We start from the raw sequence: 24531 nt of genomic DNA, 5'->3' as shown, positions 1-24531 counted from the left end.
CATTCTCCAGTTACCGGGCCGTTGTTCCCGCACCATCAATCGACGAACGAGCGCATGCGGAACGCCTGGCTCCGCGCGATGGATCGGAGGACGTCCGCCATGGGCTTGCCCTCGTCGAGGGCGAGCTTCACGTCGGACAGCGCGCAGGCGTCGCGATCGAGGTCCTCCAGCCGGCCGAAGGTGAACCGGAAGTATTGCCGGGCGAAACATGCATAGGGCTTGGGGCTCGCGGCGATGAGGTTCGTGAGCTCCTCGGCGTTCTTCGCGACCGTCTCGTCGCCGCTCTCCACGCGCGGCACGACCTCCGTGTCCACGCTGGCCGTCCCCACGACTTCGCCCGTGGCGGGATCGAAGAGCGCCTGCGCGGCGCGGACGCGGCCGAGCGAATCGAAATTCTCGGTGGCGAAGCCGAGCGGATTGATGACGACCTTGTGGCAACCGGCGCACGCGCCTTGCCCCGTCAGCTCCTCGACGACCTGTCGCGTGGACAGGCTCTCGCTGAGCTGCGGCGGGTTCGCTGCGGCGTTCGGCGGCGGCGGCGGGATCTCGTCGCAGAGCAGCGCTTTGCGAAGGAATACGCCCTTCATGATGGGGCGCGTGTTCGCCGAGCCCGTCGCCAGGAAGGCCGCGCGGGTCAAGAGCCCGGCGCGCTCCGGCTCGGTGAACTCCGGCGGCTCGCCGCTGCCCGACCATACCGGCACGTGATACAGGCTTGCGAGGTCCTCGGTGCGGGCGAACGATTTGCGGCTCGTGAGCAGATCGCGGAACGTGCCCGGCTCCTCGAACGTGTAATGCAGCGCCGCGTCCGTGACCTCGGCGAGCATGTGCTCGCGGAGGTCGGGCCCCGGCGTATACCCGGCCGTGAACGCGTCGAAGAGCGGCGTGCCCACGCGGGCGTCGAGCTCCTCCAGCGTGGTGTTGTCGAGCCATTGCCCGAAGAGCTCGCCCATGGCCACGCGCGTGCGCGGATCGCTCCAGATCCGCTCGACCTCGGCCTCGTAGCCCGCCTCGGTGAGCAGCGCGCCGCTCCGCGCCGCCGCGAAGAGCGGCTCGTCGGGCAGCGTCTGCCAGAAATGGTACGACAGCCGCGAGGCGAGCTCGTAGGCCTCGAGCGGCGCCGTGGACTCGCTGCCCTCCTTTCCGTGCTCGACGAAATACATCATGTGCGGCGCATTCAGGAGCAGCGCGACGACGTCGGCGTAGTCGGCCGCGTCGAACGGCGAAGCGCCTGCCGGGCCTCGATAAAACGCGACGTCTTCGTCCGTCACGGGCCTGCGCAGGGCGCGCTCGCCGAAGCGGCGGATCATGTCGTCGAGACAGGCGTCGTCATTCGCCGCGTCGGCGTCCGTGGCGCAGGCGCCCGCGAGCTCCGCGAGCCGCGACGGTGAGGCCGTGAGCGCCTTGCCGATCTCGCCGGCGACGCGGTAGGCGCCGTCCACGTGCTGCTGCTGCAGGGCTTGATCGAGGCGCGTGAAGCCCGCGTAATGTTTGTCCGGGCCGACGCGCTGATCGTCCGGCAGCTGGGCGAAGAGCGGCGCGGCCCCGCCGAGGATCTCCTCGGCTGCGGCGGGCACGGCGAAGCGCACCAGATCCGACACCGTATTGCGGTATTGCAGGTGGCTCAGCCGGCGCAGCGGCAGCGCCTCGGGCACCGCGTCCGTGTCACATACGAAGGACGTCGGCGTCGAGCCGTCCTTCCCGTCGAGAGGCTCTCCAATGAGCCCCGTGCAGGCGCCGGTGAGGGCGCCGAGTCCCAAAAGCCATGGCCAGCGTCTTCGCAGCATCGAAAAGGACCTCCTGGCAAGAGCGGTCACGAGGCTTTCCCCCGCGCACGAGGGCCCCAACGTATCCGCATCGGCAAGCGCGCGCCAGAGCGTCGAACGGCCGAAAACCGCGCCGCGTCGCGCAAAGCTGGCATCGTATTCTGCCACTGGATCCAGAGGCCGTGTCACGACGCGTCGAAAGACAGGGCCCTTGACGCGCCGGCGCTGCGCGGATCTCCTTTGGCGCGGAGGATTCTCACCATGCTCGATTCGGCGGCGTTCGTGGGCAAATACGGCAAGGCGGCGCTCGCCGCGGCGGCGCTCGTGCTCGTCGCTTGTGGCGGCGATGTCGCGGGAGGCGCGGGCGGCAGCGCGGGCGAGGGCGGCGCGGGAGGACAGGGCGGACCGGGCGGCGGAGGACAGGGCGGCGGCGGTCAAGGGGGACAGGGCGGCGGCATCGCCGATCCGGATCTCGTGCCCATTTTCGTCGCGCAGGGCATGGTCGGGCGGACGGTCATCTCGTGCGACGACGGCATGACCTGGGTCGGCAACCGCTCCGACGACGACGCGTATCCCTGCTTCTCGAGCGCCGATTTCGATTGTGATCACCACGCCGGCGCGGGCCGCGGCATCACCTACGGCGGTGGTTTCTTCGTGGCGACGTTCGGCTGGGGCAAACCCGGCTCGATCCGCCGCAGCACGAACGGCGTCGACTGGGAGAACGTGCTCGAAGGCAAGACGTTCGCGGGGCTCGCGTATGGCAACGACGTCTTCCTCGCGGGCGAGCGTCCGCCGCAGGTCTCGGACGCGTTCGGCGGCGCGTGGACCCCGGGCGGCGACGTGACCTCCGAGGTGTGGAACGTGCGCCGGACCGGCTTCGCGCCGCACGACGGCGGCCGCTTCCTGCTCGCGTTCGGCAGCGGCAGCGAAAACGACATCAACGTGAGCAAGGACAACGGCGCGACCTGGGCGCGCCCGACCACGCTCCCGGCCGCGTGCGCGGGCGACATTCAATGGGCCGGCGGCTTCGCGTATGGCAATGGCACGACCGTCGTCCTCGGCGGCACGGGCGTCGCTTGCCGCTCGCTCGACGGCGGCGACACCTGGACCGAATCGAACATCGGCGGCGAGGTCGACGCGCGCCTCCTCTGGACCGGCGACGCGTTCGTCACGTGGGGTCGCGACGCGAACTACGTCTCGCAGCGGTTCACGAGCACGGACGGCGCCGCGTGGACGAAGACGCCGACCGAGGTGCGCAAGAAAAACGACGACGGCACCACGGAGACGAGCCCCGGGCCCATCGTCGGCGCCGTGGCCCGGAGCGACGGAGGCACGTACGTCGCCGTCAATGGCGGCTGGGATCAATGGTACGAAAAGCAGCGGTTTTTCCGCAGCACGGACGGCGTCACCTGGGACGAGCTCCCGGCAGGCGCGTTCACCGGCGGCCACCCGATCCAGTTCATCGCCCACGGCGTCGGCGAGCGCAGCGCGGTCTGCCCGTGAAGTCCTGCCGCCCGGTGTGAAATTCCAGGCGAGCGACATCTGCTCAATTCGAGCAACGCGCGCCCCAGCCCCTCCCCTCCCCCCGGTTTTCCCGCTTGAAAACGCGCCCTCCGCGCGCTGGCACGCCGGTTGCCAATACGAGGTCCTATCAAACGATCCCCCATCCTCGGGAGGAGAACCTCATGCGTGCACATTCGATCCTCGGCATCCTGTCTTCCCTGGCGATTCTCTCGGTGTCGGCGTGCGGCGCCGAGAATGCGCCGAGCGAACCGCCCGACCCCGCGCCCTCCTGCGCGGCGATCCTCGAAACCGACGGCACGCTGAACGGCGCTTCGGCGGAGCAGGCCTATTGCTTGGGCGGCATGTCGCGCATGCAAACGGGCGGCGCGTGGCGCATCTCGGCCGAGTATCAGGTCACGGACGACCCCGCGGACGGCGCGCTCAGCGCGCGATTCTGGGGCATCGGCGACGTGGAGGAAGATCAATCGGTGACGCCGGCCGTCGGCATCGTTTCGATATCATCCCCCGACGCGCCGAGCGAGATCCTGTGCGTCGGAACAAACAGCTCGGTGACCCGCGGATCCACGCCGGACAAAGCCGCATTCACGTTGCCCTCGCTCACGCGCCTCGGCGCTTGCCCCGGCGGCGAGGCCACGACGGACGTCGTGACGGCCTCGCTCCGAGGCGACCTGATGACGGGGCTCCATACCGAGCTCGGAGGCACGCTCGGCGGGGTGGCGCTCGGCGGCGCGGACAGCCTCTCGTGCACCGGAAAGGCGTGCGAAGTGGAATTCGAGGTCGCGGGCAAGCGAGGGCTGCTCGAAATGAAGCTGCATGCGCCCGTCGGGGAAGGCTCGTTCGAGACGACCATCGACGAGGCTCATCTCGCGTATCCGTTCGACCAGGCGCAGGTCGCGTTCTTCTGCGGGGGGCCGGCGTCGATCGTGAAGGGCACGATCGACGGCACGCGTATCGAAATCGATTTCACGCTCGCGGCCCCGGCGGCGCTCGGGAGCTGCCCGGGAGCGCCGTTCGAGGGAAACCTGTCCGCGCGCGGCGTCGCGCCCTGAAAAACCCGCGCCGGCCTCACCCGCCCCTGCGGCCGGCGCCTCTCGGCTCGGTCCCCCGCCGAGGTTTACCCTCCGGTGCCGGTCCGCTTCACGTGGTGGATGCCGAGCAGCTTGTTCCAGAGCTCGTAATCGACCTCCCTCTTCAGCACGTACCAGTGCACGTCGTCCGCGAACAGGCCGGCGCGTCCGAGGATCTCGCCGCGCTCGCGGTGCCGGATATCCATGTACGTCGCATTCTCGAGGAGCGGCGTGCCGGGCGGCAGCACGCGCAGCTCGCGCAGCTCGTCCGCCGTCAGATCCGGCAGGGCGTCGTGGGCCTCCTTGATGTCGTAGGCGCTGTGCCCCTCCTCCTTCTCCGGGTGCGGCGCGTCCTTTCCGATGTTCTGCCCGGCGAGCGCGGTCGGGTTGAGGTCGTGCAGGTATTCCTCGGGATGCTTGTCCGGCGTCGTGGCCTGCGGCGGTTTCGGCTGCTTCACGTCGTCCTCCTCCCCGCGTTCCTCTCGCGGCAAGAGCGGACGTGGTGCCGACGTTTTCCCGATACAAGCGGCGCGCCGTGGCTCGGCTCGACCGCCGTCCCGCGGTCAATCCAGGCGAACGTGGAAGGGGCGCATGACGTCGCAAACCATTCCGTGATACTTGATCAGGCCGGCGTCGAGCGTCACGAGCGCCGCGGCCCGCCGGAACGCGACCCACAGGTAGACGAGGTCCGTCGCATTCGTGAACGGGGCGCGATCCCGCAGGTGACGCGCGAGGCGCTCGAAAAACGCGTCGATCTCCTCGACGCTCGTGATCGGCACGAGCTCGACGCCGAGCGTGGCGAGGAGCTCGTCCATGCCCCGCCCGTGCGGGGCGACCACGACCCGCCGGAGCTTCTGCGCCGCGGCGCGCACCTCGATCCAGAGCTCCGGAGGCGCGAAGACCTCAGCCTGGCCGGCCGCATGGGCGGCGCGCAGACGATCGAGGAAATCGACCGCGTCCGCGTGGCCGGGATCGCCTTCTTTCATCGCGGCGATGAGCACCGAGCTATCGAGGACCAGGCGGACGCTCACGCGGGTGCCCGCGACTCTACCACCAGCGCGGCCGGCCCGTCGAGCCGCACCTCCCCCTCCGCGAGGCCCGCCCGCGCGGTCTCGCCCCCCGCGCCGCCGAAGCGGCCTTCCTCGGTCGCGAGAATGAGCTGGTAGGACAACCCCTTCGGGAGCTTCGCCTCGAGCCTCCCGCGCACGTTCACCCAGACCGATATTTCCTTCCCGCCGCCCCGCCGCGTGAGCACGAGCGCGCCCTCGCCCACCGCGCGGGCCTCGAACGTACCCCGCTCCCGCGCACGCAGGGCCGGATGGCCCGCGCGCAATTGCAGGAGCTCGCGATGAAGCTCGCGCACGCCGGCGTGCTCGGGCATGTCCCGCTCCTCGTACGAGAGCTTCGAGGCGAGGAACGTCGACTCCGCCTGCGGATCGGGGATTTCCGCGCCCTGGAACGACGCGAACGCGGAGAATTCCTTCCGCCGCCCCTCCGTCACGAGGCGACCGAGCTCCACGTGATGATCCGTGAAGTATTGAAAGCGCGTCCTCGCATTCCACTCCTGCCCCATGAAGAGCAGAGGCACGTACGGCGAGAGCAAAAGAAGCGCGCTCATCGCCCGGAACGCCGCGGGGCTCACGCTCTCGCCGAGGCGGTCCCCGAGCGCGCGATTGCCGATCTGGTCGTGATTCTGGATGCAATGGACGAGCCGCGTCGGCGCGATCGAACGCGCCGACGTCCCCCGCGGCTTGCCCGTCCGCGATGAGGTTTGTCCGTGATAAAACCAGCCCTCGTTCAGGGTACGGGCGATGTCCGCGGCGCTCCCGGAAAAATCCTGAAAATAACCGTCCTCGTCCCCGGCGAACGCGCGGCGCATCTGGTGGTGGAAATCGTCGGCCCAGACCGCGTCGAGCCCGAGCCCGCCCTCGTCCACGGGCCGGACGAGGCGCTCGTCGTTGCGCTCGTCCTCGGCGATGACCACGATTCGTTTGCCCCCACCCGCGCGGCGGGCGCGCTCGGCGATCTCGCGCAGGATGTGCGGATCGCCGTCGTCGCGGATCTCGTGGGTCGCGTCGAGCCGGAGCCCGTCGGCGTGATAGTCGCGGATCCACATCTCCGCGCTCCGCGCGAGGAACTCCCGGACGGGCCCCGACTCTCTTCCGTCGACGTCGAGCCCCTCGCCCCACGGCGTCTGGTGCCGATCCGTGAAATAACGCCGCGTGTAAGCGCGGAGGTAATTGCCGTCGGGCCCGAGGTGATTGTACACGGCGTCGATGATCACCGCGAGCCCGTGCGCGTGCGCCGCGTCGACGAGGCGCATGAGCCCGAGCGGCCCCCCGTACGAGACCTGGGGTGCGTAGAGACAAACGCCGTCGTAGCCCCAGTTCCAGCGCCCGGGGAAGCTCGCGAGCGGCATCAACTCGAGGGCCGTGATCCCGAGCGAACGAAGCTCGGAGAGGCGTGGGATCAGCGCCTCGAACGTGCCCTCGGCCGTCGCCGTGCCCACATGGATCTCCTGGATGACCAGATCGTCGAGGCTCACCCCGCCAAACCCCTGGTCGGTCCACGTGAATGACGAGCGCCTGGCCTCCGACGGCCCGTGCACGCCGAACGGCTGCGAGCGCGAATAGGGATCGGGAAACGGCCCCGCGCCGCCCACGCCGAATTTGTAGAGCACCGACGCCTCGGTTCCGGGCGCGCCCACGCGCGCCCGGAAAAACCCGCCGGGCTCGGCCTCCATGGGGAGACGCACCCGCTCGGTCACGGCATCCGCGTCGTACAGGACGGCCTCGGCGCGATCGTGATCGGGCGCCCAGACACGAAAAACGACGTCGTTTTCATCGAAACACGCGCCGAGCGGAGGGATGCTCCGGTGGTTCTTCACGACAACCCTTCGCCTCCCTCCGCCTGCCGCACGAGCAGCGCCACCGGAAAGCCGCCGAGCACGCGCGAGACGGGCAATACGAGCCCAGCGTCCGCCGGCGTTGCTTCGATCGTCTCGCCGGTGAAGAGGTTCTCGTATACGGATTTCGTGGCCTCGCCGGACGGCGGATCGATCCGGAGCATGGTCTCCCCCCAGACGGCGCCGATCGGCGGCTCGCTCCGCCCACTCGCGAGCCGCGCGGTGAGGCGCGGGGTCGCGACGAGGATCTCCTGGTCCCGGGTCCGCCGCGCGAAAGCGACCACGTGATCCTTGAGGGCCCCCGAGGTCCCGAGCGGCACGTAAACGCCCTCCGAACCGAAGAGCGATCGCGTCTTCTGCCGCGCTTCGAGGGCGATCCGGGTGACGTAAAGCTTGATGCGGCCGTCACTCGCATTCTCCACGAGCGCGCGCACGAGCGCCGCCCTGGATTCGGGCGCGCGCCGCCGCTCCTCGATCTCCGCGAGGAGCCGCTTTCGGACCTCGAAATCGACGGGCCGGCGGTTGTCCGGGTCGACGAGGCTGAAATCCCAGAGCTCGTTCCCTTGATAAATGTCGGGCACGCCGGGCGACGTGAGCTTCAGGAGGAGTTGCGCGAGCGAGCCCCACATGCCGTGGTAGGCCACGGTGCGCGCGAGCGGGAGCAGCGCCTCGCGGAAGGGCCGCGTCTCGGGCCCGTCCGCGAGCGTCTTGCGGACGAAGTGCTCGACGGCGGCGTCGTACGTGGGATCCGCATTGGTCCACGAGGTATTGACCTTCGCCTCCTTCGTGGCCTTGCGCATGTAGTCGACGATCCGCTCGACGTACGCGGCCGAGGCCGATTCGGCGCCGAAAGGCCAGGTCCCGAGCAAGGTCTGGTAATACAGGTACTCCTCGTTGCGATCGGGCGCAGAGATCCCTTCGAGCTCCTCGCGGAACGGCGCGCTCGCCTCGGCCAGGCGATACAAGGTGCCCGCCCATTCCGAGGGCACCTCGGAGAGCACGTGGATCCGGGCGCGGACGTCCTCGCTCCGTTTCGTGTCGTGGGTCGTGGTCGTCAGCATCGACGAGGGCCAGAGCCTCTGCCGCGCCTCGTTCCCGCGGTGGAGATCGTCCACGCCGATCCCGAACCGCTCCGGCTCGCCGCCGACCTCGTTCAGCGAGACGAGGCGGTTGTACACGTAAAACGCCGTATCCTCCAGCCCCTTCGCGGTCACGGGCCCCGTGAGCTGCTGGAATCGCATCACGAAATCGCGGCGGCTCGCGAGCTCCTGCTCCGAGAGGCGCGGCGGGCGTTCGAGGAGCAGGAGCCCGCCGAGGAACGTGTACACCGAGGCGTCCGTCGTGGGATTGCGCCGCCGCGCCGCCCGCAAGGCCGCACGAATGGCCGCCGCGTCGCGCGGCGCCACGTTCGTCGTGCCCTCGTGGAGGTATGTCCGGTACACCGGGAAACACGCGATGACCTCGCGCAGCGCGTCCGTGAGCGTGCCGAGCGTGAAATCGCGGGTATGGCGATCCCGCTCGGAGATACGATTGAGCTCGCTCGCGAGAACGTTGAGCTCGCTCGCGAGCGAGCTCACCAGGATGACCTTTTTCTTCTGGTACGCGAGCGTGCCGAAATCGAGGTGGAGGCCCGTGAACCCCTCGTAAATGGAGGTGATCGTCCGCTCGGCGCTCCGATCCACGAAGAGCGCGGAGGCGAGCGCGGTGAAGTCGTAGCCGCTCGTCCCCTGCACCGCCCAGTCGCGCGGCAGCTCCTCGCTGCGCGAGAGGATCTTCTCCACGGCGATGTAAAGGGGCCGCGGCGGATCCTCCGGGCGCTTCTCGGCGTCGCGATCGAAGCGGCTCAGGAGGAGCGATTGCAGCGCCGCCGCCGCGCCCTTGCCGTCCTCGGCCGCCGCGAGCTCGCGGCGCGCGCGGTGAAGGAAAAACGTGCGCTGGAGCCGGCAGAAATACGTGGAAGGCGCCCAGAGGCCGTCCGGGTGATCGATCCGGAGCCCCGTGACCTTTCCCTCGTCCATGAGCTGGAACAAGAGCCGGTGCGCCTCCTCGAAGACCGCGGGGTTTTCCATCCGGATCGCCCCGAGGTCGTTGATGTCGAAGAAGCGCCGGTAATTGACCTCCTCGGCGGCCACGCGCCAGTAGCTCAGCCGGTAGGCCTGATTTTCGAGGAGCGCGTCGAGCGCGTCGAAGCTCCGCGGATCGCCTTTTTGCCCGTTCATCACGCCGATCCGCTCCTCGATCGCCCGCGCGACCGCGGGCGACTCGGCGACGAGGTCCGCGAGCCGCCGCTTCAAGATCTCTTTCTCGCGCCGGCGCTCCATCACCTTCGATCGGTGCGTCTCGGCCTGCGGCGGCAAATGCCCGAGGCCCGTGATGATGCTCATGAGCTCGAGGACCACGTCGTCCTCCTCGCCGAGCGCGCGGGCCAGCGAGGGCATGATCGGCTCCAGGATGAGCGGGAAGGTGCGGGGCGAGAGCGGCAAGGGATTGCCATAACAGCGCACGAAAAACGCCCCGTGATCGAACGAGAGCTGAAGCTCGCCGTTCTCCAGCACCTTGCCGTAATGCTCGCCGAGCACCGGCAGGAGGACCCGCCGCTCGAGCTCGCTCTTCAGCGGGTGCCAATCGATGTCGAAGAACGGCGCGTAGAGCGAGCTCGGTCCATTTTCGAGCACGTCCATCCACCAGGCGTTCTCGGCCGTGTGGACGCCCATGTGGTTCGGTACGAAATCGAGGACGAGCCCCATCCCGCGGGCGGCGAGCCGCTCGTGTAGGGCGTCGAAATCGGCGCCCGTGCCGATCTCGGGGTTCAGGCTGTTGTGATCGACGAGGTCGTAGCCGTGCATGCTGCCCGGTCGCGCCTTGAAGAACGGCGACGCATAAAGATCCGTCACGCCGAGCAGGTCGAGGTACTCCACGATGGCCGCGGCGTCCTGGAACGTGAACGCGTGGTTCAGCTGGACACGATAGGTCGCCCCGGGCACGCGCGCGCCCGTGAGAATGGTTTCGTAGAGCCCCTCGGCGGGATCTGCTTCGGCGGCCTTCGAGCCTTGCGGGGATGCCTTGTCGGTCGAATCCATCTGCATCATGGTCATCCCTCAGAGCGCGCTCTTCGCGCCGGGCTCTTGCTTGGGGCAAAGGCGGAGCACCGCCATCGAGCGCGATTCGAGGACGTATTGCTCGCCCGCCCCGGTCGGCAGGCCGATGTCCGGCGCCTCCGCGGTGCGGGTATCGATGACGACCTCCCAGCGCTCGCCCCACTCGATGGCCGGCAGGACGAACGGCATCGGCTCGTGGTGCGCATTGCAGAGGACGAGGAGCGTATCGCCCACGATGGGCTCGCCATACGCGTCGGTCGAGGGAATGGCGTCACCGTTGAGGAACATCTGGAGGGCCCGCCCGTGCGGGTTCTGCCAGTCCTCGGCGCGCATCTCCCGGCCGTCCGGCCGGAACCAGACGATGTCCTTCATCTCGCTGCCGCGGATGTAGCCGCCCGAGAAAAACTTCTTCCGGTGCAGCACTGGCTGCTCGTGCCGGAACGCCGAGAGGCGCCGGACGAAATCCAGCATCGAACGCTGCCGCGCGTCGATCTCCCACGCATGCCAGGAGATCTCGCTGTCCTGGCAATAAGCATTGTTGTTCCCGCGCTGGGTCCGGGCGATCTCGTCGCCGCCGCAGATCATCGGCACGCCCTGCGAGATCATCAAGGTCGTGAAGAAATTCCGCATCTGTCGATCCCGCAGGGCCACGATGGCCGGATCGTCGGTCTCGCCCTCGACGCCGTGATTCCAGCTGTCGTTGCCGTCGGCCCCGTCGCGGTTCTCCTCGCCGTTCGCCTCGTTGTGCTTGTGGTCGTACGTCACGAGGTCGCGCAACGTGAAGCCGTCGTGGGCCGTGACGAAATTGATGCTCGCGGTGGGCCGCCGCCCGCCGCCCTCGTAAAGATCGCTCGACCCGGTGAGCCGATACCCGAGCTCGGCGGTGACGGCAGCGTCGCCCTTCCAGTAGCGGCGCACGGCGTCGCGATAACGACCATTCCACTCGGTCCACAGGACCGGGAAATTGCCCACCTGGTAGCCGCCCTCGCCGACGTCCCAGGGCTCGGCGATGAGCTTTACGCGCGAGAGGATCGGATCCTGGTGGATGATGTCGAAGAACGCGCTCAGCCGATCGACGTCGTGCAACTCGCGCGCGAGCGTCGAGGCGAGATCGAAGCGGAAGCCATCGACGTGCATCTCCGTCACCCAGTAGCGCAAGCTGTCCATGACGAGCTTGAGCGTCTGCGGGTGCCGCATGTTGAGCGAGTTCCCCGTGCCGGTATAATCCATGTAATACCGCGGATCCCCGGGGACGAGCCGGTAATACGTGGGGTTGTCGATGCCCTCGTAGCAGAGCATCGGCCCGAGGTGGTTGCCCTCGGCCGTGTGGTTGTAGACGACGTCGAGGATCACCTCGATCCCGGCCGCGTGGAGCGTCTTCACCATCCGCTTGAACTCGGCGACCTGCTCGCCCCGCCGGCCCATCGAGGCATACCGGCCCGCCGGCGCGAAATAGGAGAGCGTATTGTATCCCCAGTAGTTCCGCAGCCCCCGGTGGACGAGCATCTGATCGTCGACCATTTCGTGCACGGGCAAAAGCTCGACGGCGGTGACGCCGAGCTTCTTCAGGTAGGCGATCACCGCCTCGGAGGCGAGCGCCGCATACGTGCCCCGCAGCGTCGCCGGGACGTCGGGGTGCCGCACGGTGAAACCTTTGACGTGGAGCTCGTAGATCACCGTGTCGCGCCACGGGGTCCGCGGGGGTTTGTCGTTTTCCCAGTCGAAGACGTTGTCGACGACGACGGCCTTCGGCGCGCCCCAGGCATTGTCCTTTTCGCACATCGCGAGGTCCTGGTCGGGGTGGCCGAGCACGTAGGGGAACATCGGCGCCCGCCAGTCGACCTCGTTCGCGACGGCCTGGGCATACGGATCGCAAAGGAGCTTGTGTGGGTTGAACCGGAGGCCCCGCGTCGGCTCGTAGGGGCCGTGGACGCGATAACCATAGAGTTGCCCCGGGCGGAGCGCCGGGACGTACCCGTGGAAGACGTGCGCGGTCCGCTCCGGAAGGACGAGCCTGTCCCGCTCGGACCGGTCGTCGGGGCTCTCGAAGAGGCACAGCTCGACCCGCTCGGCATTCTCCGAGAAGACGGCGAAGTTCACGCCGAATCCGTCGTAAAAAGAACCCAAGGGGTACTCGCGACCGGGCCAGAAGCGTGCGGGCATGGAGTCCTGTCCATAGCATCCACGCTGGAATGCGGTATCCCGGGGACCTTCGGGGAAATCCCTCATCACCGTCCGGGCGTGCCCGCACGCGCGCGCTCTCTCGCTCGCGCCGCGCGCTGGCACGGCTCGCCCCGCGGCTCGACGACGGACGCGACGTCACGCATGTTTTCGGTTCAAAGGGAGCGAATGCGCCGTGGGATCGAGGCGCCGCCAGCACGCTGAGAACAGCAAATCGGAGGACCTGCTGCATATCGCCGGGACCACAGATGAGATGGCCCGGCGATATGTAGCCGGGGGCGCCGTGGTGCGCCCGCTCGTCATCGGGATGCTCGTGCTCGGGATCTTCCTCCTCGATCTCGTGACTCCCCTGGGGTTTGCGATTCCGTTCGTGTACGTGCTGCCCGTCTGCCTCGCGATATGGCTCCCGCTACGCGGCGCGGCGCTCCTCGTCGTCGGGGTATGTACGGGCCTCACAGCGCTCGGGTTCCTCCTCTCGCCAGGGCCCCCCCTCGTCCCGCCGTGGGTCGACGCCACGGGCCGCGTGGCCAGCCTGGTGGTCCTGTGGGCCACGGCGGCGTTCGGCGTGCAATGGCGGCGCGCGGCCGAGCGCCTGGGCGAGGCGGCGGCAGAGTACGCGCGGAAGGCCGACGAGCACAGGCGCGCGCAGGAAGCCCTGGAAGCCCAGAATACGCACCTCCGCTTGCTCGCCAAGGCCGCCGGGCGCCTCGTCCTCAGCGAAGAGCCTGTGGAATTGCTCGGACCGATCTTCGCGGAGCTCGGCGCGGAGCTCGGGGTCGAGCTCTACTTCAATTACATGACCTCGGGCAAGCCCGAGACGCTCGAGCTCGAATCGAGCGGGGGGCTCACGGAGGAGCAGCGCACGAAATACCACATGCTCAAGTTCGGCGAGTTCCTCTGCGGCGCGGTGGCCGAGACGGGCAAGCCCCTCGTCCTCGAAGACCTCCAGCATTCCCACTTCCCCGGAGCCCGGCCGCTCCAGGCGGTCGGCGCGCAGGTCTACGCAGGGTATCCCCTCATCGCCCACGGCCGCGTGCTCGGCACGCTGGCATTCGCGACGAGCCAGCGCCCCCGGTTCACCGACGAGGAGCTCCGGTTCATGCAGACGCTGAGCGATCAGGTCGCCGCCGTGATCGATCGCGGCGAGCTCGTCCGCAGGCTCAAGGACAGCGAGCGAGCCGCGCAGCGCCACCTCGCCGAGCTGCAGAGCGTGTACTCGACCTCGCCCGCGGGCCTCTGCGTCCTCGACACCGAATACCGGTACGTGAACATCAACGAGACGCTGGCCCGATACAACGGGGCCTCGGTCGCCGCCCACATCGGCCGCACGTTATGGGAGATGGTGCCTGGCGTGGCGGGGCCCGTCGAGCCCTTGCTCCGTCATGTCTTCGAGACCGGCGAGAGCTCGAAGGACCACGAATATCGACTGGAGACGCCCGAGCAGCCCGGGGTCATGCGGGACTGGATCACGAGCTTCGAGCCGATCAAGGACCAGGCCGGCGCCGTGCAGGCCATCAACGTCGTCGTGCAGGAGGTCACCCGGCTGAAGCAGACCGAGCGCGCGCTGCGCGAGGCGGGGATCGCGCTCGAGGAGGCCAGCCGGCGCAAAGACGAGTTTCTGGCCATGCTCGGGCACGAGCTCCGCAACCCCCTGGCCCCCATTCGCACGGCCGTGAAGGTCCTCGACATGCAGGCCGGCCGCTCGCCGGAGGGGCGAAAGACGCTGGCCATGATCGAGCGGCAAGTCGCGCACATGGCCCGCATGATCGACGACCTGCTCGACGTCTCGCGGATCTCCCGCGGCAAGCTGGAGCTGCGCAAGGAGCCCTGCGACGTCGTGCAGATCGTCCGCGACGTCGCCCACGATTACGCATCCATCGTGTCGGGCAACGGCCTCACGCTCTCGCTCTCCTTGCCGGAAGAACCCCGCTGGGTCGAGGGAGATCCGACGCGGCTCTCGCAGGTCGTCGGCAATTTGCTCCACAACGCGGTCAAATTCACGGACGCGGGCGGGCGGATCGACGTGAAGGTGGACGAGGCTCCGGGGACGAACCAGGTCTGCATCGCGGTCAGCGACACCGGAATCGGAATGGATGCGTCCATGCTCGGGCGGCTCTTCGAGACGTTCAGCCAGGCCGATCGTAGCCTCGACCGATCGCGGGGCGGGCTCGGGCTCGGGCTCGCCGTGGTGAAGGGGCTGGTCGAGCTGCACGGCGGCACCGTCGAGGCCCATAGCGAGGGGCCGGGGAGAGGCTCGACGCTCCGCGTGCGGCTCCCGCTCTCGACGGAGGCCGCGCTCGCCGCCCCATTGCCCTCGGCACCCGAGCCCCGACAAACCGACGGCCCCTTGCGAATCCTCGTCATCGAGGACAACCACGATACGGCCAACATCCTGCAAAACCTGCTCGTGCTCCTCGGGTATCGCACCGAGGTGGCCTACACGGGCCCCGCGGGGCTCGAGGCGGCGAAGCGGACACGCCCCGACGTGGTGCTCTGCGACCTCGGCCTGCCGGACATGGATGGGTATGCGGTGGCCCGCGCATTGCGGGGGCTCCCCACGACGGCGGGCAGTTACCTCATCGCCCAGACCGGATATGGCGGCGCCGAGGACCGGCGCCGCGCGCTCGCCGCGGGCTTCGATGCCCACATGACGAAGCCGATCGATCCCGCGGAGCTCGAGCGGGTCCTCTCCTCCGTGGCGGCAATGCGCCACGAACGCCCGTGGGCCGCTCCTCGAAAACCCGTGCGCCGTTCGGCCTGACGGGCGGACATGGCGGCATGATCGTGATCGCGCTTGACAAACGCGGCCGATTCGCTTCCCGTCTCCCCATGGTTCGTCGGTTCGCGGCAGCAATGGCTTTGACTCTGTTCGTTTCGCCGGCCGTCGCCTGGGCGGCAGGTGGTGAGCTCGCCGATCTCGCGGAGCGAACGAAGCCCTCGGTCGTGCTTCTCACGGTGGAGGACGCGACGGGCCACGAGCTCGGGACGGGGACGGGCTTTTTCGTTTCATCGGACGGGCAGATCGTCACGAACCACCACGTCGTGGACGGCGCCGCGAAGGTGACGGCGACGCTCGCGGACGGCTCGAAGCTCGCGATCCTCGGGCGCCTCGCCGACGACGAGGAGCGGGACATCGCCATTCTGAAGGCGGACGGGGCGGGGCACTCGGCGCTCTCGCTCGGCGATTCGAGCGGCGTCGCGCCGGGCGACGAGGTCGTGGTCATCGGCAGCCCGCTGGGGCTCTCGGGCACGTTGACGGTGGGGATCGTGTCGGCGAAGCGGGAGCGCGGCGTGGGCAAGGAAATCGACCGCGGCTCGGAGCTCGCGTCGTGGGGCATTCAAATCACGGCCGCGATTTCCCCCGGATCGAGCGGCTCTCCCATCATGACGAGGCGCGGCGAGGTCGTCGCCGTCGCGGTGGGCACGCTGACGCAATCGCAGAGCTTGAACTTCGGCATTCCGATCGAGGTGGTCAAGGGAATGCTCGAAAAGCTCGGCCCTGCGGCGCCGGTGATCCCGTTCGAGAGCAATCCGGAGCAGGACGTGCTCCGCAATCTGTCGATATCGGCGGCCGTGCTCGCGGGGCTCGTCGTCGTGGTCGCATCGTGGAGTTTCCTCTCCGCGCGCTTGTCACGGCGGAACGCGCGCCGAGGGAATTAGACCCGGACGAATCTCGATCAAAAACCGGCGGCCCGCTCGACTTTTCCGTGTTGTTGCTCACTACCAGTGGTAACATCGCGCGCCGGGGGGGTCATGAAAGCCGGAGACTGCATCGGGGGTGACTATCGCCTCGTCCGTCCGCTCGGCGAGGGGGCGATGGGGTCGGTATGGGAGGCCCAGAGCGAGCGCACCGCGCATCGCGTCGCCATCAAGCTGATTCTACGGCCGAGCGCGGACCTCCGCCTTCGCCTCAGCCGCGAGGCGCGGGCATTCAAGAGTTTGTCCCACCCGAATATCGTCGACGTCTACGACGCAGGCGAGACGTCCGCGGGGGATCCTTTTCTCGTGATGCAGCTCCTCTCGGGGGAGACGCTCGCGGATCTCCTGGAGCGAGAGCGCAGGCTCCCGTCCAAGCAGGCCGCGAGGATCGGTCGGGACGTCGCGCTCGCCCTCGCGGCCGCGCACGGAGCCCGCATCATTCACCGCGATCTGAAGCCGGAGAACGTGTTCCTCCACCGGGAATCGAGCGCCGACGGTTTCGTCGTGAAGGTCCTCGATTTCGGCGTGGCCAAGCAGCTCGATACGAAGGACTGCGTCCGCACCGTCACGGGCGTCATGGTCGGGACGCCGGGGTACATGAGCCCGGAGCAGGTGCTTTGCGTCGAGGATCTCGATTTCCGCACCGATGTGTGGTCGCTCGGCGTCGTCCTGTATGAGATGCTCACGGGCGTGCGGCCCTTCAAGGGCAACGTGGACGTCCTCTTCCAGCAGATCCTGACGGCCGAGATTCCGCCCGTCTCGAGCCGCGTCCGCCACGTCGAGCCGCGGCTCGGAAGCATCGTCGACCGATGCCTGCAGCGCGACCGGGACAAACGTATTCAATCGGCGCAAGAGGTCGCGGCCCTGCTCGGGCCGCTGGCGGGCGCGCGGGAGAGCATTCCCCAGGCGGATCCGGCGCTGGAGATCCCCATTCCGTCGACGCTCCCGAGGCCCGACGTCGCGCCGGAGACCCAGAAGTTCACGCTGGCCATCGACGGCACGACGCCCGAGGAGGCCAATGCGCCTACGCAGGTCGGGGGAGTCGCCTTGAATGGCACGGTCGTCCTTCCTCCCGGGACGAGCGCGAAGACCGAGGGGGCCGAGCGGCATCCCTCGTCCCCGGCCTTCGACGGGCCACGCGCGCCGTGGCGGGACGCATCGCTGAGCGCCATTCTCACAGCGACCACGACGCAGGTCTCCCCGACCGCCGAGAACCGCACCGCGCCGAGCACCACGGTGACCGTCGGAGCCATCACCGTGACGGCCGGGACCGAGCCGGTGGACGGACGATTGCAAAAGCAGCGTCGAAAACGGCAGATGATGCGCCGGGGGGCGCTCCTGCTCCTCTTGGTCGCGGCGCCATTCTTGATTTTCATCGTGGCGTCGAGGGCGACGGCGAAGAAGCCAGCGGACGCGGCCCTTCCGGAGGGGACGATCGCGCTCCCCTCGCCTCTGCCCACGCCGGACGACGTGGCGCGGGTGGCGCCGGCGCCCGCGCAGCCGCCGTCCGCGGACGCAGGGGCCGCGCCGCAGATCGAGAGCCCGGACAAACAGAATGCGTTGCCCGTCCGCGGGGGCAAGCCGCCCGTCGATCCGCTGGCGTCGCGCGCTCCGACGACGGCGAAGGCGAAATCGCCCGCCCCGAACACGAAGGCGCCCGCGAGCCCGAAGGCGTGTCCACGGTTTTTCCCGAATTGCAAGCGCTGAGCGGGGGCCTTTCCGCATTGGCGCTCGATTCATGGTCAATTCGTGTTATCCTGCCGCATGGGTGGGAGCATCGAAAGGACCACACGAGCGCGGTATCTCTTGCCGCTCGTCCTGGGGCTCGCCGTGCAGGGCGCCGCGCGGCCCGCGGCGGCCGCCGATCCTCGGTCGCCCTCGGAGGCGCCGTCCTCGCCCGCCGACCTGGCCCGGGCGCATTACGTGCGCGGTAAGGACGCGGCGAAGGCGAGGCAATGGAAGGCCGCCCTCGACGAGCTCGAAGCCGCCTGGCGTATCATGCAGCATTTCCAGATCGCGGGCACGCTCGGGTGGGTCGAGCTCGAGCTCGGCCACCACCGCGACGCGGCAGAGCACCTCTCGTATTTCCTGCGGCACGCCGAGGACGTGGCGGCGGACGAGATGAAAACCACCTCCGCGATGCTGTCCCAGGCGCGCGCCAAGGTCACGGAGCTATCGGTGCAATCCAACGTGGCGGGCGTTCATTTGCTCGTCGACGGCGAAGAAATGCGGTGGCCCGAGGCGAACGCCGGCGTGTTCGTCGAGCCAGGCCGGCGGACCATCGAGGCGCGGCTCGGCGAGCGCTCGTCGGGGCAGGTCGTGATCGAGGCCAAACCCGGGGCGTCGCAGCTCTTGCGGCTGGATCTGCCGAAAAACGATGCGCCGCGCGGGGCGCCCGCGCCCCATGAGGACGAGGACACGGACGCGCCGCCGACCGCGGCGTCGAGAACGACACGCAAGTCGCTCCTCATTGCGGGCAGCGTGCTCGCGGGGGCCGGCGTCGTGGGGGGCATCGTGTTCACGGCCCTCTCGCAGGCGCGCGCCCGCGAGGCGACGGCGAAGGCGGAGCCCCTGGCCGGCGCGAGCGACGATTACTGCACGACGAACCCCGGCACGGGCCCGTGCCCCGACCTCATCCGCCTGAAGAATGCGCAAAACCAGCTCGGCGAGGCCGCGCTCTGGAGCTTCGTCGGAGGAGGCGTCGTCGCCGTCGGGACGCTCGTGTACGGCCTCTCGGGGCCGAAGCGCGAGACGACGGGCTCGGTATACGCGCTCCCCGCGGTGTCGTCGCAGGGGGGCTCGCTCGTGGTTCTGGGGACCTTTTGAGGAAAAACGATGATGCGTGGTGTGAATGGGGGAAGTTCGCGGCCCATGCGCCGCCATTCCGTGACGTCCGCGCTGGCGGTGCTCGCCTGCGGCGCGGGCGCCGCGTTGTTCGGGGGCTGCGGGCTCGACGTGTTCGCCGATTGCAGCGTCACGAAGACCTGCGCCGGCCAGGCGAGCTCGCAGGCGGTTTGTCCCCTCGACGGGGATCCGAGCCGGCCTTCGTCCTGCGGGCTTTACGTTGCGGCCTCGGGCAACGACGACAATCCGGGGACGGCCGAGCGCCCGCTGCGGACGCTTCGCGCGGCCGTCGAGAAGGTGCAAGCCGAGGGCGCGAGGCCCATGTACGCGTGCGCCGAGACGTTCGTCGAGCGGCTCGAGCTGCGCGGCGGAGAGGTGATCCACGGCGGATACAACTGCACGGGCGGATCGCCGTGGACGACACAAATCGGCATGACGACGCTCACCACGAGCGCGAACGAGGTGCCCTTGCGGGTGGGCTCGGGAAGGCCGACGGTCGTGACGAGCTTCAAGGTCGTCGCCGCGGACGCCGTCCTGCCTGGCGTCTCCTCCATTGCGGTGATCGCGGACAGGGCCGATTTGAAGCTCGTCCGGTCCCAGGTCCAGGCCGGCAAAGGCGCGGACGGTCTTGCCCCGCCGGCCGAAGTGGACAGCGCGACCGCCGGAGCACCCGGCAAAATGGGGTTTGCCGCGTGCATGTTCTCCACGATGCAGGAAGTATCCTCGATATGTGGTGCGGTCGAATCGATCGGCGGCTCCGGGGGCTCCGGCACGTCGCCCTGGGGAAAGGCCGGCCGCAATAGCTCGCACGGCAAGGACGTGAGCGGCGGCCAGGGCGGCGAGCCCGAGGAATTCACGTTGACCGAATGCACGCCGGGCGGGGCCGGCTTGGCCGGGAGCATCGGCGCGCAAGGCGCGCACGGCGCGGAGCTCGGGACGATCTCGGCGACGGGGTATGAAGGGGCGCCGGGGACGAGCGGCGGCGACGGCGACGTGGGATTGGCCGGAGGCGGCGGCGGAGCCGCGCTGGGCGGCTCGGGCACCAACAAATGCCCGGCGGGGAGCGCGACGATCCACGGGGCCAGCGGCGGCAGCGGCGGCACGGGCGGTTGCGGCGGAAAAGGCGGCGCGGGCGGAGGCGCGGGCGGCGGGAGCTTCGGCCTCTTGAGCCTCGACGCGAGGCTCTCGTTCGAGGCCGTCACGATCATCACGGCAGGAGGCGGAAAAGGCGGCGACGGCGCCGCGGGCCAGGCCGGCGGAAAGGGCGGCGTCGGAGGAATCGGCGGCGCGCCGCCCGCGATTTCCGCCTTGAAACCCGGGTGCGCCGGCGGGAGCGGCGGCAAAGGCGGCGACGGCGGCAAAGGCGGCGGCGGTCGTGGCGGCCCTTCGGTCGGGGTTGCGTTCGTCGGCCAGGCGCCGCCGGCCAAGGGCGCCTCGTTCGAGATCGGGTTCGAGGGGCCGGGCGGAATGGGCGGCGACCCGCAGGATCCGGCTCCCGGGGGCGTCCGCGCAGACACGCAATCGTTCGATTGATTCGCTCGAAAAAACATCGCCGCGCTCCTCCCGGGGCGCGGCGATGTTCCTTGCCAAACTCCATCGAATCAGAACCTCGGCGGGCCCCCGACGACCGGCGGCGGCTTGCGGGACGCCTTCGGCGACCGGGCCTTCGCTTGCTTGTTCGAGGAGGCGCTCTCCGGCTCGGCAACGATGGCGCCGGCCTTGTCCTCTGCGCTCGGCGCCGCGGGAGGCGGGCTCGGCAAAGGCGGCGCGGCCGGGCGCGCAAGGCTCGGCGGCGCGGCCTCCGCGCCGGGGGCGAGGAGCGACGGCGACCCAGCAGCCGCGGATTCGGCGCCCGGGTTCGTCCCGCGCGAGAGATAAAGGCCAAAGCACCCCATGGCGACGACCGCGGCGAGCCCGGCCCAGGGCCATCGTTTCGTGACCGAGGGCGATGGCATCTCGATGCAGGGCTCGGCCGTCTCGGCCGGCGCAGGCTTCTCCACGACCAGGGCCTCCGTGGGCCCCCGATATTGATCGCGCCAGCCGCGCCCGCGCTCGGGTTCGTCGTGGCCGCACACGGGCTTCGCGCCGAACAGCTCCCGCGCGAGCTCGTTCTCGTCGTGCGGCACGCGCTCGAGCGGAAACACGGGCGTCCCCCGAGGCTGCGGGGCGACCTCGCTCGCGGGCAAGAATCGGATCGTGACGCCATTCGGCAGATCGGACTCCCGCCCATTCGAGAGCGCCGACCATTTGATGTTCGAGCGATACAGGACGGCCGCGATCCGCGCCGCGCACCCCGCGATCTCCTCGAACGGGGCATCGTCGTCGTGCACGATCACGATACGCCCCGGCAGCTTGACCTCCTCGGCCACCGCCCAGCGGAGCGAGCGTGCCCCCGGGCCCGCCGCGGGCAGCCCATCGAAGCTCGCTTTATACGCTTGCAGGAGGGGAAGCGCAGCGGCCGGATCTTCTCCGCAGCGGGCATACGTGTGATACCAGCCGTGGCCCTCGGCCGTCGCCGCAGTCCGTTCGAAGAGGCGCGCGCGGAATTCGAGCGCGGAGGAGAGCACGAAGGCCGCGTCGAGATCCCGCTCGATGGCCACGATGGCGTGCGAGAATGGCGGATCTCGGCGGCCTGCGTGATCGCGGGCGCCGCGGATGCGCAGCCCGAAGATGAGCGCCACGCCGCCGCGCCCGGGCTCGTGTTGCGTGTCGTCGCGGGAGAGGTTCCCGATGGCGAATGCGCAATCGCTCGTCGTCCGCGGCTCGATGTACTTGAGGAGACGCGCCAGGTGGCCGAAATGCTGCCGGGACAGCTGTCCCTGCGGCACCTCGGGGTGATAGATGAAATCGATCTGGTGCCCTGGGACGTTCCCGTGCAAGAAATGGTACCAAGCCACGTCGGCGGGCGCCGCGTACGTCGGCGCCACGTAGCCTCCCCTCCGGCCTTCGCCGCGCGCGCTCATTCAGTTCACCCGCGAAAGCTTGGTAGGCTCGGAGGTCGCGCTCACCGCGGGCAGCGGGACCGTCTTCTCCGGCTTCTCCGCCTTCGGCGCCTCCGAGAAGTCCTTCACCATGCGCTGCAAGAGCTGCGCGTCGTAGGCGTGTTTCGGGAGGATCCGCTCCACGAAATGCGAGAACAGGAGGTGGGTCGAGTGCCCGTAGTTCGCGGAGCCGACGAAGACGCGGATGTCGAGCTGCATCGAGTACTTCATCAGGTTCTCGATGAGCGGGGCATAAAGCTTCTTCGCTTGCTCCTCCACCTCGAGCGGCGTGCCGGAGAGCAGATCGCTCTTGTTGATGAAGAGCACGACCGTCTTGCACGACGCCACGGTCTTCGGGCCGAAGAAAAACTTGAGCGCCTGCGGCTGGAACTCCTGGAGCTGCTCCTGGATACGCGCGGGCTCGACCTTCTTTGCGTCCTTGCCGCCGAGGTCGACGACGATGAGCAGCCCATGAATCTCGTCCCCGATGAGCTCCTGCTGCGCGTCGACGATGTGCTCGCCGCCCCAGTCGCCGACTTCGAAGACGTGCTCCATGACCACGTCTTTCTGCGAAACATGGCTCACGGTGCGCTCATAACGATCGATCTTGGTACCCGCGAGGACGCCGAGGTCGATCAAGGGGTTCGCCCATTTGAGCGTGAGCGAGGTCTTGCCCGTGGCCTTGACGCCGAGCGTGAGGATCTTGTACGTCTTGCGCGTGATCTTGGGCCGCTTCTCGAGCTCGGCCCGGAGCCAGAGGATCTCCTGCTCCTGGTGGTCGAGCCAGCCGACCTTTTTCTTGTCTTCCTCCACCGCGACGTGCAGCTTCGCCCCGAGCGCCCTGGTCTCGTTTTCCAGGGCCTCGGCGCGCTTCCGCGCTTCGATTTCGGCCTCCGTCGTCCGCCGATATCGCGCCACCATCCATACGAGCCCGGCCAGGGCGAACGCGAGCAAGACGCACGAGGCGATGAGCATCGACATGAAAATCCCCCGGGATAGCCTCGAATCGTCGAGGACGGGGCGGCCTGCGCGCCGCGCAAGGCCGTCCGGCTCGTCCGTCGGCGAGCTCCAGTGTAGCCCAGAATTGAATCACGGAACACAGGGTATCGGCTGTTGTCGGGAATCTGTCACGTTCGGAATGCGATCTCCGTCGAGCACGTTCTCCGGCTCCATGCGCGCGCCGCTCGTCACGCTCCTTGCGTCGTTTGTCCTGATCGCCTGTGGCCAGGGTCGGAATCCGTCGCCCACGATTGCGGTCCGAGGTCCCGAGGTCGTCCTCTCGGCTGCGCCCGATGGGGGCGCGCCCGACGCATCGGCCCCGGAAACGGGCCCTGTCGTCGCCGACGAGCCGCCACCCGAGGCGCAAGGGTCGAGCGATTGTCCTGCCCTAGCCGCCGCGCCCGAGCCCTCGTGGAAAGCGATCCGGTTCGAGCTCGGGCCGCGAAAGGAGGACAGCGAGCCGTCGGAGATCCCGTGGGAGGTACGGGTCGTCGGAGACGATCAGGAGGTGTTTCCGGCCGTGAATCGCGAGGGGACGATCATGGTCGAGCGGTTCACGGATGCGGAGAGCTTCCGCGACATCACCCACGATTCGGTGGGGTTCTTCTCGGTGGTGACCGGAAAATTGCTCGGGCTTTACATGCTCTCGTCGGACATCGGGGAATCGAGCCCGAGCCCCGCGACGATCGAGAAGGAGCGCAAGCGATTGCAGCGCGACCTCGCCTCCGCCCATCGTATCCTCGACAAGAGCACGTGGAGGCGGGTGTCGTCGGATCGAAAGCCGGACGGGCCGTGCCCCGGGACGCCCTTCACGAAGCTCGACGTGGAGCGGAGCCTGCGAGACGGCTTTCGGTGGGAGCGCGTGACGCGGTTCGATCGGGAGGGGATCGATTTCGAGTATCAACCTTCCCTGGACGAGAATGGGGACCAGGTGAAGGAAAATGTCACCGTTCGAGCACAAAAGGCCGACGGGACGATCGACACGGTGGTGCTGCCGCACGAGCTCGTTCCGCCCGGATCTACCACCTGGATGGCACCTCATCACGGCCGGTGCGGATGGTCTCATGGGTTTTACGGGTTCGGCTCGCGAGAGCTCGGCGTCTTTTTCGTGTACGGCGACAAGAATTTCGGCGGAGATAGCTGCGGGGCCGAGCTCGCGGGGAAGCGCATCTCCGTGATTCGGCTTCCGCCGGAGCTCCGGACCCCACGCTGACGCGATGAAAAGGGTTGCCTCGTCGCCCTTCGTGTGGCAGAGTCGCGCCGTGGCATTCCTTCGGCTGCGCTGAGCTCGACATCCTCGTCCTCCTTGCATCCCCGGCATGGCCGGGTCGATGTCGCGAGCGCGTGGGTGTCTTTCCGTGCCCGCTTCCCCCCCGGGAAGACGGGGCGCGATGGCTCACGCTGGCAGCCTGGCAGCCCAATGAAAAGAGGCCACATCCGCCGGGTCGGTCGTGAGACGACGCGTCACGC

General features: G+C 68.7%; 16 protein-coding genes. 8 read left to right on the top strand and 8 right to left on the bottom strand.

The genetic code is table 11. The annotated features are described in order from the left end of the window. Positions 1 to 35: 35 nt before the first annotated feature. The gene (locus tag QHF85_RS40880; RefSeq protein WP_281332863.1) at positions 36 to 1784 is read right to left on the bottom strand and encodes a DUF1588 domain-containing protein; all 1749 of its coding nucleotides are present in this window, start codon (positions 1782 to 1784) and stop codon (positions 36 to 38) included. 240 nt (positions 1785 to 2024) lie between these two features. Between QHF85_RS40880 and QHF85_RS40875 the strand changes: the two genes are divergently transcribed. Both QHF85_RS40875 and QHF85_RS40870 read left to right on the top strand, forming a co-directional pair. Beyond that, entirely contained in the window at positions 2025 to 3266 is a 1242-nt protein-coding gene (locus QHF85_RS40875) for a hypothetical protein (protein WP_281332862.1), read from the top strand. 182 nt (positions 3267 to 3448) lie between these two features. Continuing rightward, the gene (locus QHF85_RS40870) at positions 3449 to 4336 is read left to right on the top strand and encodes a hypothetical protein (protein WP_281332861.1); all 888 of its coding nucleotides are present in this window, start codon (positions 3449 to 3451) and stop codon (positions 4334 to 4336) included. 65 nt (positions 4337 to 4401) lie between these two features. Here the strand turns inward: QHF85_RS40870 and QHF85_RS40865 are convergent, their stop codons facing one another. The 5 genes from QHF85_RS40865 to glgX all read right to left on the bottom strand — a co-directional run bounded on the left by QHF85_RS40865 (position 4402) and on the right by glgX (position 12520). Further along, positions 4402 to 4812: a hypothetical protein gene (locus tag QHF85_RS40865; RefSeq protein WP_281332860.1), complete on the bottom strand. Its 411-nt coding sequence runs from the start codon at positions 4810 to 4812 to the stop codon at positions 4402 to 4404. Positions 4813 to 4917: 105 nt separating this feature from the next. Then, positions 4918 to 5385, bottom strand: coding sequence for a type II toxin-antitoxin system VapC family toxin (locus QHF85_RS40860; RefSeq protein ID WP_281332859.1), 468 nt, complete (start codon positions 5383 to 5385; stop codon positions 4918 to 4920). Then, entirely contained in the window at positions 5382 to 7241 is a 1860-nt protein-coding gene (gene treZ, locus QHF85_RS40855; RefSeq protein ID WP_281332858.1) for a malto-oligosyltrehalose trehalohydrolase, read from the bottom strand. The genes QHF85_RS40860 and treZ overlap by 4 nt, the downstream gene beginning before the upstream one ends. Further along, positions 7238 to 10348, bottom strand: a complete 3111-nt coding sequence (gene treY / locus QHF85_RS40850) for a malto-oligosyltrehalose synthase (protein WP_281332857.1) — start codon at positions 10346 to 10348, stop codon at positions 7238 to 7240. The genes treZ and treY overlap by 4 nt, the downstream gene beginning before the upstream one ends. A 9-nt stretch (positions 10349 to 10357) precedes the next feature. Beyond that, positions 10358 to 12520 carry a glycogen debranching protein GlgX gene (gene glgX / locus QHF85_RS40845; RefSeq protein ID WP_281332856.1) on the bottom strand — a complete coding sequence of 721 codons (2163 nt, stop codon included), beginning with the start codon at positions 12518 to 12520 and terminating at the stop codon, positions 10358 to 10360. A gap of 301 nt (positions 12521 to 12821) precedes the next feature. Between glgX and QHF85_RS40840 the strand changes: the two genes are divergently transcribed. The 5 genes from QHF85_RS40840 to QHF85_RS40820 all read left to right on the top strand — a co-directional run bounded on the left by QHF85_RS40840 (position 12822) and on the right by QHF85_RS40820 (position 20614). Continuing rightward, complete coding sequence (locus QHF85_RS40840; protein WP_281332855.1) at positions 12822 to 15299, top strand: ATP-binding protein; 2478 nt, start codon at positions 12822 to 12824, stop codon at positions 15297 to 15299. 92 nt (positions 15300 to 15391) lie between these two features. Then, positions 15392 to 16198 (top strand): trypsin-like peptidase domain-containing protein, encoded by an 807-nt coding sequence (locus QHF85_RS40835; protein ID WP_281332854.1) that lies wholly within the window; start codon positions 15392 to 15394, stop codon positions 16196 to 16198. Positions 16199 to 16291: 93 nt separating this feature from the next. Next, positions 16292 to 17944 carry a serine/threonine-protein kinase gene (locus QHF85_RS40830; protein WP_281332853.1) on the top strand — a complete coding sequence of 551 codons (1653 nt, stop codon included), beginning with the start codon at positions 16292 to 16294 and terminating at the stop codon, positions 17942 to 17944. 57 nt (positions 17945 to 18001) lie between these two features. Beyond that, positions 18002 to 19063, top strand: coding sequence for a hypothetical protein (locus tag QHF85_RS40825; protein ID WP_281332852.1), 1062 nt, complete (start codon positions 18002 to 18004; stop codon positions 19061 to 19063). Positions 19064 to 19108: 45 nt separating this feature from the next. Further along, positions 19109 to 20614, top strand: coding sequence for a hypothetical protein (locus QHF85_RS40820; protein WP_281332851.1), 1506 nt, complete (start codon positions 19109 to 19111; stop codon positions 20612 to 20614). A gap of 68 nt (positions 20615 to 20682) precedes the next feature. Here QHF85_RS40820 and QHF85_RS40815 read toward each other — a convergent pair whose 3' ends face one another. Continuing rightward, entirely contained in the window at positions 20683 to 22008 is a 1326-nt protein-coding gene (locus QHF85_RS40815; RefSeq protein ID WP_281332850.1) for a hypothetical protein, read from the bottom strand. Between the two features lie 36 nt (positions 22009 to 22044). Further along, positions 22045 to 23043 (bottom strand): hypothetical protein, encoded by a 999-nt coding sequence (locus tag QHF85_RS40810; RefSeq protein WP_281332849.1) that lies wholly within the window; start codon positions 23041 to 23043, stop codon positions 22045 to 22047. 157 nt (positions 23044 to 23200) lie between these two features. Between QHF85_RS40810 and QHF85_RS40805 the strand changes: the two genes are divergently transcribed. Beyond that, positions 23201 to 24274, top strand: coding sequence for a hypothetical protein (locus tag QHF85_RS40805; RefSeq protein WP_281332848.1), 1074 nt, complete (start codon positions 23201 to 23203; stop codon positions 24272 to 24274). Positions 24275 to 24531: the final 257 nt, after the last annotated feature.

The organism is Polyangium sp. 6x1 (assembly GCF_029946515.1).
Taxonomy (GTDB): Bacteria; Myxococcota_A; Polyangia; order Polyangiales; family Polyangiaceae; genus Polyangium.
The sequence above is the reverse complement of the archived record's forward strand: the minus strand, read 5'-3'. Positions and strand labels throughout refer to the sequence as shown.

What these genes read in the sequence shown, in the direction of transcription:
- QHF85_RS40835 (WP_281332854.1), top strand. Translation starts at nt 15,392, where the DNA reads ATGGCTTTGACTCTGTTCGTTTCGCCGGCCGTCGCCTGGGCGGCAGGT.
- treY (WP_281332857.1), bottom strand. Translation starts at nt 10,348, where the DNA reads ATGATGCAGATGGATTCGACCGACAAGGCATCCCCGCAAGGCTCGAAG.
- QHF85_RS40880 (WP_281332863.1), bottom strand. Translation starts at nt 1,784, where the DNA reads ATGCTGCGAAGACGCTGGCCATGGCTTTTGGGACTCGGCGCCCTCACC.
- QHF85_RS40805 (WP_281332848.1), top strand. Translation starts at nt 23,201, where the DNA reads ATGCGATCTCCGTCGAGCACGTTCTCCGGCTCCATGCGCGCGCCGCTC.
- QHF85_RS40870 (WP_281332861.1), top strand. Translation starts at nt 3,449, where the DNA reads ATGCGTGCACATTCGATCCTCGGCATCCTGTCTTCCCTGGCGATTCTC.
- QHF85_RS40810 (WP_281332849.1), bottom strand. Translation starts at nt 23,043, where the DNA reads ATGTCGATGCTCATCGCCTCGTGCGTCTTGCTCGCGTTCGCCCTGGCC.
- QHF85_RS40875 (WP_281332862.1), top strand. Translation starts at nt 2,025, where the DNA reads ATGCTCGATTCGGCGGCGTTCGTGGGCAAATACGGCAAGGCGGCGCTC.
- QHF85_RS40825 (WP_281332852.1), top strand. Translation starts at nt 18,002, where the DNA reads ATGGGTGGGAGCATCGAAAGGACCACACGAGCGCGGTATCTCTTGCCG.
- glgX (WP_281332856.1), bottom strand. Translation starts at nt 12,520, where the DNA reads ATGCCCGCACGCTTCTGGCCCGGTCGCGAGTACCCCTTGGGTTCTTTT.
- QHF85_RS40820 (WP_281332851.1), top strand. Translation starts at nt 19,109, where the DNA reads ATGCGCCGCCATTCCGTGACGTCCGCGCTGGCGGTGCTCGCCTGCGGC.
- QHF85_RS40830 (WP_281332853.1), top strand. Translation starts at nt 16,292, where the DNA reads ATGAAAGCCGGAGACTGCATCGGGGGTGACTATCGCCTCGTCCGTCCG.